Here is a 15,710-nt window from a genome sequence, read left to right on the forward strand (position 1 = left end):
CGGGTTATATATACTCCGTGTCCTGAAACAGGATCCGATACTTAGTAGGCATTCTCAATTTGGATTCCAGCGGTTTTCATCGTCCGGGGAGTACGAAACGCTGATTAGCTGTCTTGTGAGTTCACTTCGCTAAGCGCCGTAGCAACCCGGTCGTCGTCACTCTCACCATCCAAGTACCATCGCTTCCGTCCAGGGTCCTTGTGGATGTTTGTGAGTCCTTGCCGGCTGATCGAGAGTGATTTTGCAACGGAACGGTACGATCCTCCATCCTCTAATCGTTCGATTGCGTCCACGAGTTCGAAGTAACTGTCCTCCCCGTCGTCGGGCTCGACAACGGGCTGTAAGTACCCGTCGTCGTCGCGCCGGAACCCGGCCGGGACATTCCCGACCCACTTACCCTGGTCTTTCGCTCGCTTCACGCCGGCTTTCACGCGCCGAATCAGTTGTCGTCGTTCATGCTGATACACCATTCCGACGATATCAGCGACGAAGCGTCCGGTTCCGTCGGGTTTGACCTTTCCGACGGCTCCGTCGGTAATGTGAATCGTGACACCGTGTTCTTCGCACGCGTCGAAGAATTCCAGTAGCGTGGCACCGCGGCGACTAATCCGGGAGATCTCCCACACGATCACATGGTCGAACTCGTCGTTTCGGATACCGTCGAGTAGGTCATTGAATTGTTCGCGCTCATCGTTCGACCCGGACTCGATGTCTACGTACTGTTCGATACGGTCGCAGGGTAGATTCTGCTTATCGATGTACTGGTTGATTGAGTCCCGCTGGTGCTGGTCGTTTTGCCGCTCGGTGGACGGCCGAATGTACGTCCCGACCCGCTCCGATTTCTCCATATCTAACTTGCTGGCCTCGGCCCATTTAAAGAACAGATGCTGGTTACAGGCTGCAAACAGACACTTCTCTGGTTGCGGGGGTCACGGGGGGTGTCCAGAACTATCGCTCGACTCTGACTGCGCCGGTGACCACCCCACCTGTCGAATGTAAATACGCCGTGAACGCGCGTTTCACGCCGTCGCTTGCTTCTTTCGCTCGACGTGGTCCCAGTACTCTCGCCACTCGACCGGTACGACGTCGCGTCCGTAGTACCCTTCGTGAGCGAGCTTCAGCGCTTGCTTCGCGTCGTCGCGGGTGCACCGGTCGAACGTCATGTCTTCGACGACGTGTTCGCGTGCCCATTCCGTGCTCAGCGTCCCGCGTTCGATTGATTGGCGGAAGTGGAACCAGAACGCGAGTTGTCCGTCCGCGGGGAGTCTCGGCTCCGGATCTAAACGATCAGGAACGAGCGGGAGTGTCGAGACCCCTGCGAGCAAGCGGAGATAAGTGCGTCGGAGCATGCGTCGACACGGACTCAGAGGCTCTTCAACCTACTCCCGACCGGGTGTAAGTGCATACAGACGTTCATTGTTTCTCGTGTACGTACTCGGGTACGTGCCTGTGTACACGACTTCATATCCGGAGATTTACAAGCGCGGCCGTGAGTCCGTGTCGACGGGGCCACCCCGTTCCGGGGTGACTCCGTGACAAGTAGTAGTGGTCGCGGTTTGGTCCCGGTCGTGGGGGTCGGGGCCGCACACGCTCTCGCTAGAGTTCGGTATAGCGGTATGTGGTTTGCTGTTAGTTGTTGACGAAGTAAACACGCAAGGGAGCGATATGGTCGTGCTCACAGTTCGCCCTCCCTGTTGACCGTCAGTCCGGTCTCCCGGCTCACGCGTCACGAATCAGGGTCGAAGCGTCTCCGTTCCGCAAGAAACAGCGTCGCGTCCGCCGTCACGCTGGGGCCACGTCCCGGACATCGACACCGCGCTCGGTGATATTCTGCGTCGGGTCGTCCGGGTCGAGTCGCTTCAGGTGTACCGAGTGGTGTGGACCCCATTCGGCGCGCCATTCGTGCCCGTCATACTTGACACGGTCGCCTGATTCAACATCCGATTGCTGGATTATCCTCCTCACTTTCTCGTGGTAGTCGTCTCCCATCGTGCGCTTGTGGTCAGTGCAATAGTCGTCGTCGGGTGCCGACACCCAGTTCGGGCAGTTGTGTTCGCCGCATTCACGCTGCACGCGCGCTTGGAACTCTGAGCTACCGTACTTTTCGTAGACAGTCCTCGGTAATTGGTCTTCAATTCTCAAATTGGGGTTTCCGGGTTGGGTGCATGGGAGAGGCAGTCTACCCAACTCCACCACGTCGTCGTAGGGATGAGGGACCAAGTCGTCATTGTTGTCACCGGCAACTCCCGCAGGAAGGAACGGCACGACCGACGGGGGTCCCCGAACGGCGGCCAGGCGACCACCGAAAGAATGGCCGAGTGACCCCGCGGGGCACGGAGCTGTGCGGTACGTGGTGGTGCGTTGAGAAGTCGTCCGACCGGGTTATTATCCCAACGCGGTCGGGATTCCCGCATCTTCAGGTGAGGGCACCGGTTGGGTCAACCGCCCAACAGATTGTCCCTATTGGGTATTTACTCATCCTCTAGCTCGGCTTCTAACTCGGCAATCTCGGCGTCAACCTCGTCTTCGTCCACGTCTTCCGTTGGAGTTCCTACGTATTCTTTGTCTTCGAATATTCGCTCCAGTTGGTCGAGGCTGGCGACGTACCGGCGAAGGTCTTCACGGTGTTCGAGCGCGTGGTAGTGGCTGTCCCGAGTTTTCCCGATGAAGCCGTCCTTGTAGAGCCGAGTGAGCGTTGTGGTGACGGTGCCATGGGGGAGTTCGAGGTGGTCTTCGAGTTCTTTGGGTTTGAAGCCGAGTTCGATGTTGTCGTAGAGGAATGCGATTATGTCGGATTTGGCTGTCCCGGGCGTGAGTTCGACGTCGGGTTCGTGAGTGTCAAGGTGGACAGGCATGGTTGTGTCTCAATGTAGCTCTTTGTGTCTCATAGTAATTTCGGTGAGGTTCGGGGTCGGCCACATTGGGTAACACGTTGAAATTGAGAATAGATGCCCAATTACCGAGAACTGTAGATGTCTTGCTCGTTCATGGTGGTGTTCACCGGCACATGGCCGGTGAGAGTCCCGAGCGGGAGTCGAACCGTGCTGAAGGCCACCGGGCCGGGACCAGCTTCGAACGTCACTTCTGGTGGTTACTCGTCTTTGCTGCTGACGAGAATCCACACAGGTTGGTTGTGATCCATTCCGAGTTCGTTCACCGCGAACCGCTCGTGCGCGAGTCGGACTGCCTGCTGCGCGTGGTCGGCGTATTCGACGGTGTGCTCACCGGATTCGAGTGCGAGACCGATTTCATCGAAGATCCCCTCCCACGTGACGTCCGTGTACGCGGCGCAGGCGTGATCGTTCTCGAAGTAGTTCTCGTAGTCAGTGGCCGCGTCGATGTCGTGGATTATTTTTTCGTTGACGGAGTCGTCAACCGCTTCGAGGAGTTCGTTCACGTCGTCCTCACTCACCCCACCTGCCGCGCCGGAGACGTACTTTGTTGGGATTGGGTGACTGTACTCGTTGTCAATGCTGTCGTCGGTGCGGTCGGTGTCGTGCTCGATGACGACAGGGTCCGAGTTCGTCCAGTCGGCATCGGGGGCGTACTTGTCTGCGAGTCGAAGCATGAGTCCGCGGACGTTCGTGTCCGGGTACTCGCGTTCCAGCTCGTTGAGTTCGTGCCCGCCGGTGTCCTTGGCGACCAGCGCTTGGTCGTCGTCCCGGATGACGATGTATTCGTCGTGGTTGTGGTACCATGCAGGGAGTTCTTTGTCGTTCTGCAGGTCGTGTATGAGTACGTTCGCGTCGTCTACGGTGGTTGAGTGCGTCATTACAACCCTACCTTTGAGATTGACATATTTAAAACTCAGTTAGAATAATTACTTATCCAAATATACGATTTTCGTGGCTTCACGGCACAGGTAGAAGCCCGGTCGGAGCGGCGAGAGGCGGCCTCTCCTCGGCGTTCCGGGGGAGAGCTCAGAAAATTACTCGACGGAGAATACAACGAATCCTCGCCGCCGGAAATCAAGATCAGAATCACTATCACATCCATGGGTCGAGTGAGCCGTCCCGCCGACGAGTGAGCAGGGGGAGCCCGGCAGCCGGCGACTGAGGCAAGCCCGGTCCGCACCGGGCGGTCAAGCAATCACTCTCACTCTCCCACCACTCACTCTTATCATAATTCTTATTCGGAGGGTAAATCCCTCAGGGTATCTCAGGGTACATCTTGGTACATCTACGGATGAGATCGACCCTCAGAAAGTACGTGGATAACCTCAGAAACCGGGCTTATCTCCCGAAATCAAGGGCGCTCAGGGTGTGAAACCCGGGAAAGAGGGTCTGAAACACCCAACAATCTGATATAAAAAGTTATCCACACACTTTCCCACGCACCCGTCAATGTAAATTCTCAACGAATATTTTCAGAAAACGATTTTTCCACGCACATTCCCACACCCCGGAATCACTTTTCTACGCACTTATCCACAACACTACTCCGCGACGAGACCATACAATCAACCGGAGGGACATGACCAGTGACACGACCGAAGATCGGGACGATGACGACGATATCGAACTCCCAGACGGACAGTTAGACCTCACCACCGCAGTAAGCGACGCTGCCACAAACCGTCCAATGATCGCCGTTTACTGCTGTGAACCCAGCAACGACGACATCAGAGACACGACCCGGACGCTCCTCACCCACGCGCGAGATGCACTCGGATACGACCTCAACGACGAGCGCGTCGAGAACCTCACGGCTGGTCGTGAGCATCACACGAATGGGGTGGGATACCCGCGGAGCAACGACCAAGACGGCGCAGTCGCCACGTACGACATCGAGAACGAGTATCCGGACGGCATTGAGTACCTCCTCACCGTGGCCGAACAGCGTGAGGTGACCGGTGTCGTTACCCAATCACTCAGTGAGTTCGGCGGACCTGACTCCGCAACACGAACAGTAGGGCGCCTGCTGGACGAGGGGGCGACAGTGCACCTCATTGACGACGACCTCAAAGTCACACCGGGCGACGACCGTGCGCGTCGATGGATTGCTGCCGCGGGCCGCGCCGCTCGCAACGATGACGAGGGTGACGGGAACGAACTCGTCGCTGAAGCTATCACCGCTGACGGCTGGACCGGCCGCCCACCGCTCGGATTCACCGTCTCCGAGTCCGGGCAGCTCCGGCGAAACGATCAGTGGGAAGAAATCCGCAGTATAGTTAAAACGCACGACGACGGACTCATTACCGAGTACCGCGCCAGTCAACTACTCGACTGCAGCCGCGACGCGATCAGGAACGCGGCGACGAAGTACCGCGACCTATATCGTCTTGACGAACCCGACATCAATGGCAAGTAGAAGCGTTCTTCTCCCGTTTCAATCTTCAACCCGCACCTCCACGCGGTGGGGGGTCATAGCTTCGAATTCACTGAGTCCGTCACACCGCCCGCGTTCGATTACGAACGTTTCGTCTCGAATGCACTCCCGAATCAACGCCCAGTATTCTCGCCAGAACGCGGGTTCCTCGGGTGGGTACTCGTCCTGATAGTGCACGACGTTATGCGGGTCAGCCTTCCATTCGCTGCCGACCAGGTCGAGCGGGTCGATCACGCCGACGCCTGCGTCCGGCAGGTCCGTGTCGACACGCGCCTCCGCTGTCTCGACTGTGCCGTACGGTTCCGTGACAACGAGCACGACGTGATCGTCACCCCAGACGGTTCGCCGCCACGCGTTTTTGAACGAGTCGTAGGGCACGATGACAGTCTCGACGGTGCTGACCGATGTCGTGCGGTACGCGTCGAGTGAGCGTTGGGAGAGTGCCATGGTTTGTACGTAATCCAGTGAGTGCAGTGGAAACGGAGGGGGTTACGTAACGAGGTACACGTCCCCAACCTGTTCCACTCCGGGTGTGGCTGGTCATGAGGGTTTGTGGCCGGGCGGCGGCGCAACCGATTTCAAGACGGTGATTCTCTGCCGAATCGGCCTGTGAGTCTTACCTATGCTCCTGTTCTGCCGTTCGCCACAATAAAAGATTAGGTGAACTAACCTCCAATCCAAACTACTGCCGGCTCTCGACACCCATAAAAATAGATGACTTTGAAAAGCAATTAGTTCACCTAAGAAATAAGGAAGAGTGGGCCAGATTCAGTGCAATGTCCGAAAAGCAGGGATACCGTCCGCGCACTGTGGACGAGGAAATTCTGAACCTCATGCTCGACGGCCGCGAAGATGGCCAGCCGTGGGGATTCATTACGCCTGGTATGGTCGCTGACGCACTGGATTTCTCAAGCGAGTACGCCGTCAATCGCTTATCGATGCTTAACGCCGCTGGACTTGTCGAGAAACCAGTGAAGGGAGTATACGTAATCACCGACGATGGGGTTACCACTATTGAAGAGTAATCGCTATTTGCTCCCAGAATCGTCAACAGCCACTCTGATCTCCTGAGCGATTACTCTGATTTAGACGATCTGTGAGCGTTCTTCAACATAGGTCGAACTCAGACTTGGTGTCTACTTCTCTGTTGAATCCGCAGAATGCGTCGGGATTGAGTCACTCTGTACTCGGTTCAGGCCCGCTTCCGAGAGAGTTCAGAGATGGAATCTTGGCAAAGAGCGAGAGGATCGAGATCACTAGGTGGATCGATCCAATTCATCGACGACGAAGAGAGAGATAACCGCACCTTCAGGGATCGTGATCCCTGTGCCGTCATCGGATTCAACGGAGCAGAACGAACCAAAACTAGTTCTTGAAATGAATTCTGTCTGCTGGTCTTCTAAGCGCGTTCAGGAATCTTTCCTTAATATATGGCTCCGGCACGACAAAAGTCACTCAGTGAGCGAGAGTTTGAATTGCTGTTGGAAGGAGCAGGACGAATTGAGAACCCCACTCAGCGACTCGAATCGAGGGCAGCAATTCTAATCGGAGGACGTCTCGGGCTGAGGCCAGGTGAGACAACCCATCTGAGTTCATCATGGGTTGATCAAGAGCGACAGATGATTCGCATCCCCGAACACCACACATGTACTAAAGGCCAAGATGGGAACCTTTGCGGCTATTGCCGTCAGGCAATCGAACAACGCGTACGACATAACCCCGATAGTGAATTTGGAGACTTTGCCGATTTGTATTGGCTTCCGAAAACAGAAGCAGCGGCTCGACAGATACCATTCCAATTTTCCTACCGGGTCCGGGTAGCAATCGATCTCCTAATCACGGAGCACGGCGGTTGGCCATACTCTTTCTCAACCTTACAACGGAGATTGAATGCTGCTCTTGATTTGGCTCCACAGCTTTCCAGAAACGCAACGTCTCTACATGGCCTTCGAGCGACGGCCGCCTCCTACCACGCTAGCAGAGGATTGGACTTAGCAGCACTCCGAGCAATGTTCGGTTGGGAAGACATCGATACAGCTCGCCAATACCTCAACGTAGATGGGGCGATGACTCGTCGTGCGTTGAACGATATCCATTAACGGAAGTTGGTTAGTTACCTCTAGTGAACTATGTATAGAACATACGACTCTATGGCTTCGGGCCTTCTTCCCCAAGCATCCCGTATTTCTCAAGTACTGTGGCGAAGTAGTCCTCAGTCATAACTCGGGGGTTTGAGACCCTGTGGAAATCTTTGAGGACAAACTGAGCTTCCTTATGTTCTAAACCGTAAGCATGGAATGCTGCAGCGTCAATCTCGGCTTGGATTTCGCGCCTTGCTTCTTCAGTCGTTGCGGGATCAATTCCTCCTAGACGGTCGCGCATTTCGTCGAATTCATCACCGTAGCAACTCAGTTTAGCCGCCCGTTCTGAAATATAGTGGAACCAGTCATCGTCCTCAGAAAGATCAGGCATCTGTGATTCTTTGAACTTATACATGACAATACCGGTGTCTACCTTAGTTCTAAGCAGGTAATCGAGCGGTATCGAGTTGAGAAGCCCGAGCTTAGCGAACAATTCCTCGTCAGAGAACATCCGGGTATAGAAGTTATGAAGTGGCCTTTCAGAGAGTCCTTCCTCGTAGGGCTGGATCAGGTAACTAGGGATAGTCAGCAACGTGTTGTGACAGACGATTCCTTTCGGCAGTACCGAGGCGATGAGTGTACGCTCATTAGTGGAATTCGAAATTCGTCGAATAGCGATTCGGTACTCAGTGGAATCTAGAAGTACGTCATTCTCGGTGAGTGGTTCCCCACGGTGTTGCTCCAGTAGCTCATTGACGAACCCTTTCTGGGAGCCCGTACCATCAAACGCTTCATAAATGGCCGCCTTAAGATCACGAACAGTTTTCTCCCGCATGCGTTGTTTGGCACTTCGCTCTGGGTCGTTTTGTTCTTCGACACTCCAGAATTCGGGTTCCTGCACGTCTGTTATGAAGTCCGGAGTATAGGAATATTGGTAAATATTCTTACCACCGTAGACAGGGTAGTCGGCTTCTGACTTATCCACGAAACGATCTGCATCACTTGTGCGACGGAGTCCCTGATACGGCTCCATGTATCCGGTTGGTGCATCTTTTGGAGCGATAGGTGGGTTATCGATAATCGATTCAAGGACACTGAGTTTTTGCTCCGATTCAATATACGGGAAGATCCCCGCTTCTGGGGAATACGATTCGAGTACCTTCCGTGGGATCCGGACTGCTTTTTCATTGAAGTTCTCGAAGATGGAGAGATTCCCTGATTCATATTTCCCAGAGACATATTCTGTCGAACCACTGTTCTGGAACACTACTACGCCGAACTTGTAGCGATCATCAACCTGCTTGAAAATCCCGTGGTTCTCGAAGATTGTCAGTACTTCGAGAGTAGTGTTATTCAACAGGTGGGTTCGTAGATCTTTACCTGATGCCCCGTTGAAAACCGCGCCAGGAAGAATTTGAGCGACGCGAGAAGAGTCACCCGCAAGCTGGAATACCCGCTCGAAAAAGAGAGATGAAAGGTCATTCGTGCTGGGATTGACCCGGCCATCAATCACAGGACGCTGGAGGTCGTATGCGGGCGTGTTCTTGAAGTACTCTGCACGGAGTTCCATTTCATTCTGGTATTCCTGCCACCCTTCAGCGATATCATCATCTGCTAGGAGCTCCTCTTGGACTTGATCTTTGTCATCTGGTAGTCGTGTCCGAAATGCCTCATCGTGTTTGGAGAAATAGTCGTCACGAAGCGGCTTGATACGGTCCCATGGAGGGTTTCCGATGACAACATCGAATCCGCCGTCTTCGTACACGGGGGCGAATTCCAATACCCAGTGAAATGGGCTGAATTCCTTTAATTCCTCTATATCAACATCTTCCAGCCCCGCAGCGTGGAATTGATCTAACACTTTCTCATTCAATTCCTGGCTATGAGAATCAACTAGCGATTCAGCAAGCTGGCGCGCATTTTGCGCCTCAGCAGTACTGGTGGCCTTTTGATGGCGTTTGATTGCGTTGATTACATCCTCATATAACTCCTGTACGCCAGTCCCGACGCCGCCTCCCCAATTGGTGAGGGACGCATCCCCGTCGTCAGTTACTTCTACTAAATTGGTGAACCCGACAAGGGAATTCCCTTGTCGGATGTTGAAATCGATATTCGGCAGCGGCTCAACCTCCTGTGGTTCGTCTTCAAGATCCGCGACCATCGAGAGCCACAACCGAAGTTTACAGATCTCGACCGCCCCCTGGTCAATGTCCACCCCCAGTAGCCGTGACTTCCCTCACAGAAATACCAAGAGACTACTGGCAGAGTGGACTTACTTCAGGACATTACGAATATATACTCTGCACAGTGGTAATCAATTCAGAGTGAATAGTCGATAGAGTGACCACCACTTATGGCAAAAGAGGGGATTGCATAGAGTATGACTCTCCAGCAGATCACTGCGAATGATATCGCAGGCTGGGACTCTCTCCAAGATATCGCTAACTCGTTCGAGAAACGCGGGTTAAAGCCGCGTCCGAACCTTGGAGATGACAGCCAACTCGTTCTTCAGCTCGGTGACGACGAATTTGTCGTACTCGTCAACGCAGGCCCGGGTGAATCAGCTACGGACTTCAAGCCCGACAATCGTTCCCGGCATACGAACCTCGTCGCTACGAACGACTTCGAGGAGTTTACCTTCCTAACACGGATTCGCAGTTGGGAAGGCCAGCAGCACGGCCGGATCAAGCACCAGAAAATCTCGTTCAGCAAAGACCAGTTCACGCGGGACAGCGGGGAGAAGAATACCGTGCTGAAGAAGCTCAATTCGATTGAGTACGGTTCTTCTGCCGCGATTTACGACACGCTGTACGACACACAGCAGGTGGTAAAAGAGTTCTACGAAGAGTTCGAGGATCTCCGCACCGATCTCGTTCAAGAGGTGTCCGGTGTTCCGGATGACCGTGGTGACGCTAAGCAACGCTACGTGCAGGTCATCCTTGACCGGATGATCTTCCTGTACTTCATCCAGGAGAAGCGTCTGTTGGATCGCAATCCGAACTACCTGCACGAACAGCCTAGTGACGTCGTAGATGATGGTGATGACCGGTACGAGAACTTCTACCGGCCACTGTTCTTCGAATACCTCGCAGAAGACAAGCAGAACCCCAACTTCGGCAGTCTCCCCTACCTGAATGGGGGGTTGTTCGCCAAGAACCCTGTTGAGGAAGAATTCCCAGACGCGAAACTCGGTGAATCCGCTGAAGAGACGAACCAGCTCTTCGATGACATCTTGGACTTCCTATCTGGATGGAACTGGAACGTAGACGAGCGTCTTGACATCGTTGACCCGAAGAACCTCTCACCCGCCATTCTCGGCCACATCTTTGAGCAGACTGTCAACCAGAAGGAGATGGGCGCGTACTACACGCCTGAAGAGATCACCGGCTTCATGTCCCGCCGGACGATCCACCCGTATCTGCTTGACCAACTCAACGACGCTGTCGATGCCGAATACGACGAAATTGACGATGTGTTCGGTTTCCCTAGTGTAGAAGCCAGCAGTGCGGGAGAAGCGGTCGCGGATGGCGGAACGATGACACGGCAAATGCCCGCTGAGAACGTGAAGACGAAGCATATCGAAGCGCTGTACCATGATATCCTGAAAGAGGCGCACATCCTCGATCCTGCGGTCGGTAGTGGTGCGTTCTTACTTGCTGCACAGGATGTGCTCGTGGACATTTACATGCAGTGCATCGAGTACTTCCAGCAGCTCGAACAGGAAGGGAAGGGTTGGGAGTTGGACTCTCGTACCCGCGACGAACTGGAGGAGATTAATGAAGGGCAGGGTGGGGCGTCACTGTACGCGAAGCGCACGGTGATTCTGAATAATCTGTACGGGGTGGACATTGACCAGGGGGCGGTCAGCCCCCTCTCATTGCGGCTCCCGTTCGGGAGCATCCGCGGGTTGACGCGGACCGGCTAAACATCTATCGACAGCACAGTCACACGCTCCCTACGCGTCAAACCCGTACCGGGTTGCTCCCGAAACCACTCAACGGCAACCCGATTATGGACATCGAACTCACCTGCACCGAATGCGAATCGACAATCAAACACACCGACGATGGTGACCGTGAGACAAACCACACAGCGACATGCGGATCATGCGGTGCGACGTTCGCGGTCACTGTCACACCGCTCACAGCACCACAATGACCCCCGAGATCGTACACGACATTCTCGACTCGGTCACCGACACGACCTGCCGCGACGCAGACGAACTCCCGCCACTGCACGACGCCGTGGACGTCGAGGCGCTCGACAAGCTCGTAAACGACGTCGAAAAGATCGAATTCGAGTACGCCGGGCACACAGTCGTTGTCACGGAGGGAGACACGCACGTCAGTCTCGACGACCGGAGTTGCTGACCGACGCTCGTACGCTCGTGCGTGTCTTCGTTCTCACTTACTCGCGTACCTGGGTACGTACGTGCTCGTGTACATGAGCACGTACATCTGCCCGGACCCCGGTCAGAACCCGCCTACGTACCCGATGACACCGATCACGATCATTCCAATACCCACGAGGAGAAGAACGGCTTGCCGTGGTCCGACGACGCTCGTGACGTTCTTCACGGTCATGTCACGAGTTTAGACCCGAATCCTCTTAATAATCACTTACGAACACGTTGAGTGCCCACCGTCGTCGAAACCGCGTGGTGGGCGCGTGACGAGACCGACCCCGAAACGAGGGACAGCACGGGTAAGGTGCAACGGTCCCGTCACGCGGCACTCCGGTCACCCGGAGCACTCCGAGATTACTGACCGTTCCCCAAAGGCCTGTCGACACGACCAACCCCGCGTATCTTCGCACCCCCGAACAACAGGGTTCGGGAGTCCAAACCCGGCAGTACGCATCACCGAACTACAGTAATGCCAGTGGAAATACCTATGAACGCCCGGGCAATGTTTCTCTGTAGTAGTATGGAGCACGTGGGTGATCGGGGAGAGAAGAAGGAACTCCGGAAGGAGCACCCCAGCGGGTGGCTCTACCTCACGCAGCACGACGCGATCCCGATCCTTGTAGACGCGTTGCTCGATCTTCCACCGAACCGCGAGTTCAACAAAACCGAACTCGCAGAACACGCTGGCGTCACGCGACAGACCGTCGGCATCTACACTGACATCCTCCTTGAGGTCGAACTCATCGAGGAGATCCCGGACACGTCTCCGCGTCGATACCGGGTCGCAGACAGCGACGTCGTCCGCGAACTCTTCAAGTTGAACAGCGCGCTCAACAGCGTCGGCGACAAGTAGCAACAGTCCGCGAGGAACAGGAGGAGTCGATAAGGGCTGAAATCCATCTGGGTTCGTTCTCGTGTACATGAGCACGTACGCACTCACGTACCTGAGTACGTACACGACCACCGACCCGCGTATCTGTCGCTTAAACCACGCATAGGCGTACGACCGGACGCACTCATGGACAGCACCGAACTCGACTCTCTCGACCGCATCGAACTCGGTCACCGTATCAACACCGCAGAATCCAAAATAATGGCGCGCGCCTACCATACCGGCCGCGACGGGTTCGAACCCGTAATCGTACATGGTGACCGGCGGACCAACTGGGGAGCGTTCATCAACGGCGACGAACTCAGCATCCCAGGAGGCACACTCACCCCGTCAACCGACAGTACAAACGACTGTAGGTTAGCAGACGTGGTGAAACCTACGACGATTCGGAGAGTCGTGGACAAGCTCGTGACTCGGGACGGGCTCACACGCGACGAAGCCCGCGCAGGGATGCTGTACGACGCGTTCGATTCGTCCGCGGGCGAAGTTGCTGACCGGGTCGGGATCAACGAGGACAACGTCGAATCGGTCGTCACGACAGCAAATGCGAAACTCTCTGGTGAGGTGTCACTGAAGGGGTCGGAGCAACTCGTGTCCACGGTCTCTGTTGACCCGGCGGACGCACGCTAACCCGGTATCTGTCTCTTAAACCGAACGTGCCGGTACGTCCGCGTGTAGTCATGGAACTGGAAGATCACCGCGAACACGAACTCGTCAAGGACCGACTCTTACTGACAGCGGGCGTCGGAGCGCTCGTCGGCGCGTCACTCGCGTCGCTCGTCACGTACCTGGTGCTCACCGCACCGACCGGCACAGCCGTCACGACCGGCCCCGCGGTCCCGGACGTGCCCGCCGAAGTGTGGGCCCCGGTTGCCGCGTTCGCCGGTCTCGCATGGGCGTGTTACGGGTACGTGCAGGTGCGCGGCGAGTGGCGGGATCTCGGGGTTCTCGACTCGTGACCACGGGCAAGCAACTCCCCAACGACGCGGTCGGAGACGTCGTCTCGCTCGAAATCGGCCCGCTGCACGGTGAAGTGAAAATCCACTCGTACGAACCCGAGTGGACCACAGTCATAACCCAACCGCGTACACGTCCGCGCCAGCTCCCGCACGTCAAACCGCAAAGAGGGAATCGTCGGGACTGTCGAGTTCACCGTAACGGAAGGGGAGTGGCGGGAACTGAACCGCTCGGTGCGAACGGAGAATTGACCGTGCTTGACAGGCTCCGTACGGCCGTGCAGGCGGTTCCGGGCGGCGCGTATGAATCGCTCGCGTGCGTGCGGCGCGTACGAAGTGGCGGCACTGGCGGCTCGTGAGAGCCTACATGCGCGTCGCACACGAACGACGAGGGAACGGCCGCACGTCGGTGCGCGGCGGGTTCGTCAACCACCTAATTGCGCTCGACCAGCTGCAGCAAGACGGACTCCTCACCATTGAGGACGGCGACGTCGAATGGCAGTGGCCGGACGAGTGAATCGGTACTCCCTTCTCCCAGTATTCCGACTCTCCAGGCGTGACGTTCGACTCCGGTGACCGCGTCCGGATCGACATCCCCGACGAGACGGACGTTGACCATGACCTGCACGGTGAGCACGGCCGCGTCGTCGAAGTGATCAGTGACGACGGAAGCACAGTGACCGGCCGCGACGCTGACAACGACTTGTACCGCGTCGCGTTGGACGGCGGGCGGACGGTGGACGTTCGGGCGCGGGACGTGCGACCACCACTCGACGACGCGTGAGCGACCGGATTCTCTGTCACTGACCGGGGTGGGCGGCTGTTCTCAACGGTATCGACACCAGCGCGTGTCCTATCACTACTTTCTCCAAGTAGTAATGCGGGGAAACCCGGGGGTGGGTGGATGGGGGTGGGGAGGGGGATGTTTAAGAGAGGGGGTGCCCCCTCCCCCCATTACCATACCCCCGTGTAACCCCGCATTATACAGAGGAGAATCAACCCGCACCGAATGTGACCGTCACTCAGACTCCCCGGCACGTTCGATTCCGTCGTCAGTGATTTCGTGCAACCCACCCCCGATGTTTGTGACTAACCCGGCCGCTGACAGCATTTGTAACCGGTTCTGGACGTATTGGCGGCTATAGTCGAGTTCTTCAGAGAGATTCTTCGGGAGATTACGTCCCCATGGGCGTCCCTCGTTCCGTCCATCGAGTAGTGCGGTGAGGATGCTCTGGTCGGCGTCGTTGAGCTCGTGCATGTCTGTGTGTGAGTCGTTGTCGACACAACTTGACGTACACGGTTGACCGTGCAAACACTGTTCGCGTGCAAACAGTGGTTACTCTCGGTCTTGTTCAACGGCTGTTTCCAGCTGGAAGAGCGGCTGCACGTCGCTTTCAGCGTACTCGCGGACGGCGTCGATTTCCTCCGATGTGGCTTCACCGCTGAGGATTTTCAACCCGAGCTCCGGCATGTCTGCGCCGGTAATCACGTCGCCGTTCAGCGTGGTTTCGACGGTGTCGATATCGTGGTACTGCAGCGCGGATTCCAGTTTGACGTTGTACCCGGCTTGCCGTTTCACCTGGATAAAGAGATCGTGGTGATCGACGGCGTCGAGAACGAGCTGCAGGTCGTCGTACGTGGTGTAGTGCCCGCGGCACTCTCGCGTGGTGACGCGGGCGCGGTGCCGGATCACGGGAAGGTCGTAATAGTCGCCGTTGAACGTTACGAGGCGGGCGGGCCGGCGGTCCCGGATCCATTCGATCACGTCATCAATCAACTTGCGTTCGTCGCACAGCGTAGATCCGGGACGTATCAGAACGTCAGTCTCGACCGTTCCGTCCGGGTCCCGGTACCCGACCGGGACAGCGAACAAGCACCAGTGAGTCGGGTCAGAGAATTCGATGTCCGGCTGCGGAACGAGGTTAATCGTCTCAATGTCGAATGCGACCGCTCCGGTGAGGTCCGAGCGGCCACGGAAGCGCGGCGTCGGGTGCGTGGACGTGCGTTGTTGACTCATAGTTGTTGCTAACTCAAATATACTACTTAAA

The 15,710-nt window shown here is 56.1% G+C and carries 18 protein-coding genes; 10 read left to right on the plus strand and 8 right to left on the minus strand.

Annotated elements, in window-relative coordinates; genetic code table 11:
- Positions 1-104 precede the first annotated feature (104 nt).
- From FEJ81_RS15195 to FEJ81_RS15215, 5 genes are all read right to left on the minus strand, one after another.
- Positions 105-848: a recombinase family protein gene (locus tag FEJ81_RS15195; protein ID WP_138246081.1), complete on the minus strand. Its 744-nt coding sequence runs from the start codon at positions 846-848 to the stop codon at positions 105-107.
- Positions 849-1,019: 171 nt separating this feature from the next.
- A complete protein-coding gene (locus tag FEJ81_RS15200) occupies positions 1,020-1,349 on the minus strand; it encodes a hypothetical protein (protein ID WP_138246082.1) in 330 nt (109 codons plus the stop codon).
- A 433-nt stretch (positions 1,350-1,782) separates the two neighbouring features.
- Positions 1,783-1,989 carry a hypothetical protein gene (locus tag FEJ81_RS15205; protein ID WP_138246083.1) on the minus strand — a complete coding sequence of 69 codons (207 nt, stop codon included), beginning with the start codon at positions 1,987-1,989 and terminating at the stop codon, positions 1,783-1,785.
- 482 nt (positions 1,990-2,471) lie between these two features.
- Positions 2,472-2,855 carry a MarR family transcriptional regulator gene (locus tag FEJ81_RS15210; protein ID WP_138246084.1) on the minus strand — a complete coding sequence of 128 codons (384 nt, stop codon included), beginning with the start codon at positions 2,853-2,855 and terminating at the stop codon, positions 2,472-2,474.
- A 236-nt stretch (positions 2,856-3,091) separates the two neighbouring features.
- Positions 3,092-3,772, minus strand: a complete 681-nt coding sequence (locus FEJ81_RS15215) for a hypothetical protein (protein WP_138246085.1) — start codon at positions 3,770-3,772, stop codon at positions 3,092-3,094.
- Positions 3,773-4,473: 701 nt separating this feature from the next.
- On the opposite strand from FEJ81_RS15215, the gene FEJ81_RS15220 reads away from it, so the two are divergent.
- A complete protein-coding gene (locus FEJ81_RS15220) occupies positions 4,474-5,310 on the plus strand; it encodes a hypothetical protein (protein WP_175416443.1) in 837 nt (278 codons plus the stop codon).
- Positions 5,311-5,328: 18 nt separating this feature from the next.
- Here the strand turns inward: FEJ81_RS15220 and FEJ81_RS15225 are convergent, their stop codons facing one another.
- Positions 5,329-5,775, minus strand: a complete 447-nt coding sequence (locus tag FEJ81_RS15225) for a hypothetical protein (RefSeq protein WP_138246087.1) — start codon at positions 5,773-5,775, stop codon at positions 5,329-5,331.
- A 329-nt stretch (positions 5,776-6,104) separates the two neighbouring features.
- Here FEJ81_RS15225 and FEJ81_RS15230 point away from each other — a divergent pair, with 329 nt between their 5' ends.
- Positions 6,105-6,353, plus strand: coding sequence for a hypothetical protein (locus tag FEJ81_RS15230; RefSeq protein ID WP_229504726.1), 249 nt, complete (start codon positions 6,105-6,107; stop codon positions 6,351-6,353).
- 405 nt (positions 6,354-6,758) lie between these two features.
- Complete coding sequence (locus FEJ81_RS15235) at positions 6,759-7,427, plus strand: tyrosine-type recombinase/integrase (RefSeq protein WP_138246088.1); 669 nt, start codon at positions 6,759-6,761, stop codon at positions 7,425-7,427.
- A gap of 49 nt (positions 7,428-7,476) precedes the next feature.
- Here the strand turns inward: FEJ81_RS15235 and FEJ81_RS15240 are convergent, their stop codons facing one another.
- Positions 7,477-9,624, minus strand: coding sequence for an Eco57I restriction-modification methylase domain-containing protein (locus tag FEJ81_RS15240; protein WP_394349641.1), 2,148 nt, complete (start codon positions 9,622-9,624; stop codon positions 7,477-7,479).
- Positions 9,625-9,789: 165 nt separating this feature from the next.
- Between FEJ81_RS15240 and FEJ81_RS15245 the strand changes: the two genes are divergently transcribed.
- From FEJ81_RS15245 to FEJ81_RS15270, 7 genes are all read left to right on the plus strand, one after another.
- Positions 9,790-11,334 carry a DNA methyltransferase family protein gene (locus FEJ81_RS15245; RefSeq protein ID WP_202979387.1) on the plus strand — a complete coding sequence of 515 codons (1,545 nt, stop codon included), beginning with the start codon at positions 9,790-9,792 and terminating at the stop codon, positions 11,332-11,334.
- 229 nt (positions 11,335-11,563) lie between these two features.
- Complete coding sequence (locus tag FEJ81_RS15250) at positions 11,564-11,779, plus strand: HalOD1 output domain-containing protein (RefSeq protein WP_138246090.1); 216 nt, start codon at positions 11,564-11,566, stop codon at positions 11,777-11,779.
- 555 nt (positions 11,780-12,334) lie between these two features.
- A complete protein-coding gene (locus FEJ81_RS15255) occupies positions 12,335-12,667 on the plus strand; it encodes a helix-turn-helix domain-containing protein (RefSeq protein ID WP_138246091.1) in 333 nt (110 codons plus the stop codon).
- Between the two features lie 165 nt (positions 12,668-12,832).
- Positions 12,833-13,336: a hypothetical protein gene (locus FEJ81_RS15260; protein WP_138246092.1), complete on the plus strand. Its 504-nt coding sequence runs from the start codon at positions 12,833-12,835 to the stop codon at positions 13,334-13,336.
- Between the two features lie 50 nt (positions 13,337-13,386).
- Entirely contained in the window at positions 13,387-13,665 is a 279-nt protein-coding gene (locus FEJ81_RS15265; protein ID WP_138246093.1) for a hypothetical protein, read from the plus strand.
- Positions 13,666-14,029: 364 nt separating this feature from the next.
- On the plus strand, positions 14,030-14,179 hold the full coding sequence (locus tag FEJ81_RS23305) for a hypothetical protein (protein ID WP_175416444.1): 150 nt from the start codon (positions 14,030-14,032) through the stop codon (positions 14,177-14,179).
- Positions 14,180-14,218: 39 nt separating this feature from the next.
- Positions 14,219-14,446, plus strand: coding sequence for a hypothetical protein (locus FEJ81_RS15270; RefSeq protein WP_138246094.1), 228 nt, complete (start codon positions 14,219-14,221; stop codon positions 14,444-14,446).
- Between the two features lie 552 nt (positions 14,447-14,998).
- Here FEJ81_RS15270 and FEJ81_RS15280 read toward each other — a convergent pair.
- Positions 14,999-15,679, minus strand: coding sequence for a 3'-5' exonuclease (locus FEJ81_RS15280; RefSeq protein WP_138246096.1), 681 nt, complete (start codon positions 15,677-15,679; stop codon positions 14,999-15,001).
- Between the last annotated feature and the right edge of the window lie 31 nt (positions 15,680-15,710).

It is taken from the genome of Natrinema versiforme (assembly GCF_005576615.1).
GTDB lineage: Archaea > Halobacteriota > Halobacteria > Halobacteriales > Natrialbaceae > Natrinema > Natrinema versiforme_A.

Bases quoted from the DNA above. Each gene is read 5' to 3' on its own strand.
- FEJ81_RS15200 (WP_138246082.1), bottom strand. From the start codon at position 1,349: ATGCTCCGACGCACTTATCTCCGCTTGCTCGCAGGGGTCTCGACACTC.
- FEJ81_RS15260 (WP_138246092.1), top strand. From the start codon at position 12,833: ATGGACAGCACCGAACTCGACTCTCTCGACCGCATCGAACTCGGTCAC.
- FEJ81_RS15215 (WP_138246085.1), bottom strand. From the start codon at position 3,772: ATGACGCACTCAACCACCGTAGACGACGCGAACGTACTCATACACGAC.
- FEJ81_RS15255 (WP_138246091.1), top strand. From the start codon at position 12,335: ATGGAGCACGTGGGTGATCGGGGAGAGAAGAAGGAACTCCGGAAGGAG.
- FEJ81_RS23305 (WP_175416444.1), top strand. From the start codon at position 14,030: ATGCGCGTCGCACACGAACGACGAGGGAACGGCCGCACGTCGGTGCGC.
- FEJ81_RS15245 (WP_202979387.1), top strand. From the start codon at position 9,790: ATGACTCTCCAGCAGATCACTGCGAATGATATCGCAGGCTGGGACTCT.
- FEJ81_RS15210 (WP_138246084.1), bottom strand. From the start codon at position 2,855: ATGCCTGTCCACCTTGACACTCACGAACCCGACGTCGAACTCACGCCC.
- FEJ81_RS15250 (WP_138246090.1), top strand. From the start codon at position 11,564: ATGACCCCCGAGATCGTACACGACATTCTCGACTCGGTCACCGACACG.
- FEJ81_RS15225 (WP_138246087.1), bottom strand. From the start codon at position 5,775: ATGGCACTCTCCCAACGCTCACTCGACGCGTACCGCACGACATCGGTC.
- FEJ81_RS15220 (WP_175416443.1), top strand. From the start codon at position 4,474: ATGACCAGTGACACGACCGAAGATCGGGACGATGACGACGATATCGAA.
- FEJ81_RS15230 (WP_229504726.1), top strand. From the start codon at position 6,105: ATGTCCGAAAAGCAGGGATACCGTCCGCGCACTGTGGACGAGGAAATT.
- FEJ81_RS15235 (WP_138246088.1), top strand. From the start codon at position 6,759: ATGGCTCCGGCACGACAAAAGTCACTCAGTGAGCGAGAGTTTGAATTG.
- FEJ81_RS15195 (WP_138246081.1), bottom strand. From the start codon at position 848: ATGGAGAAATCGGAGCGGGTCGGGACGTACATTCGGCCGTCCACCGAG.
- FEJ81_RS15205 (WP_138246083.1), bottom strand. From the start codon at position 1,989: ATGGGAGACGACTACCACGAGAAAGTGAGGAGGATAATCCAGCAATCG.
- FEJ81_RS15265 (WP_138246093.1), top strand. From the start codon at position 13,387: ATGGAACTGGAAGATCACCGCGAACACGAACTCGTCAAGGACCGACTC.
- FEJ81_RS15280 (WP_138246096.1), bottom strand. From the start codon at position 15,679: ATGAGTCAACAACGCACGTCCACGCACCCGACGCCGCGCTTCCGTGGC.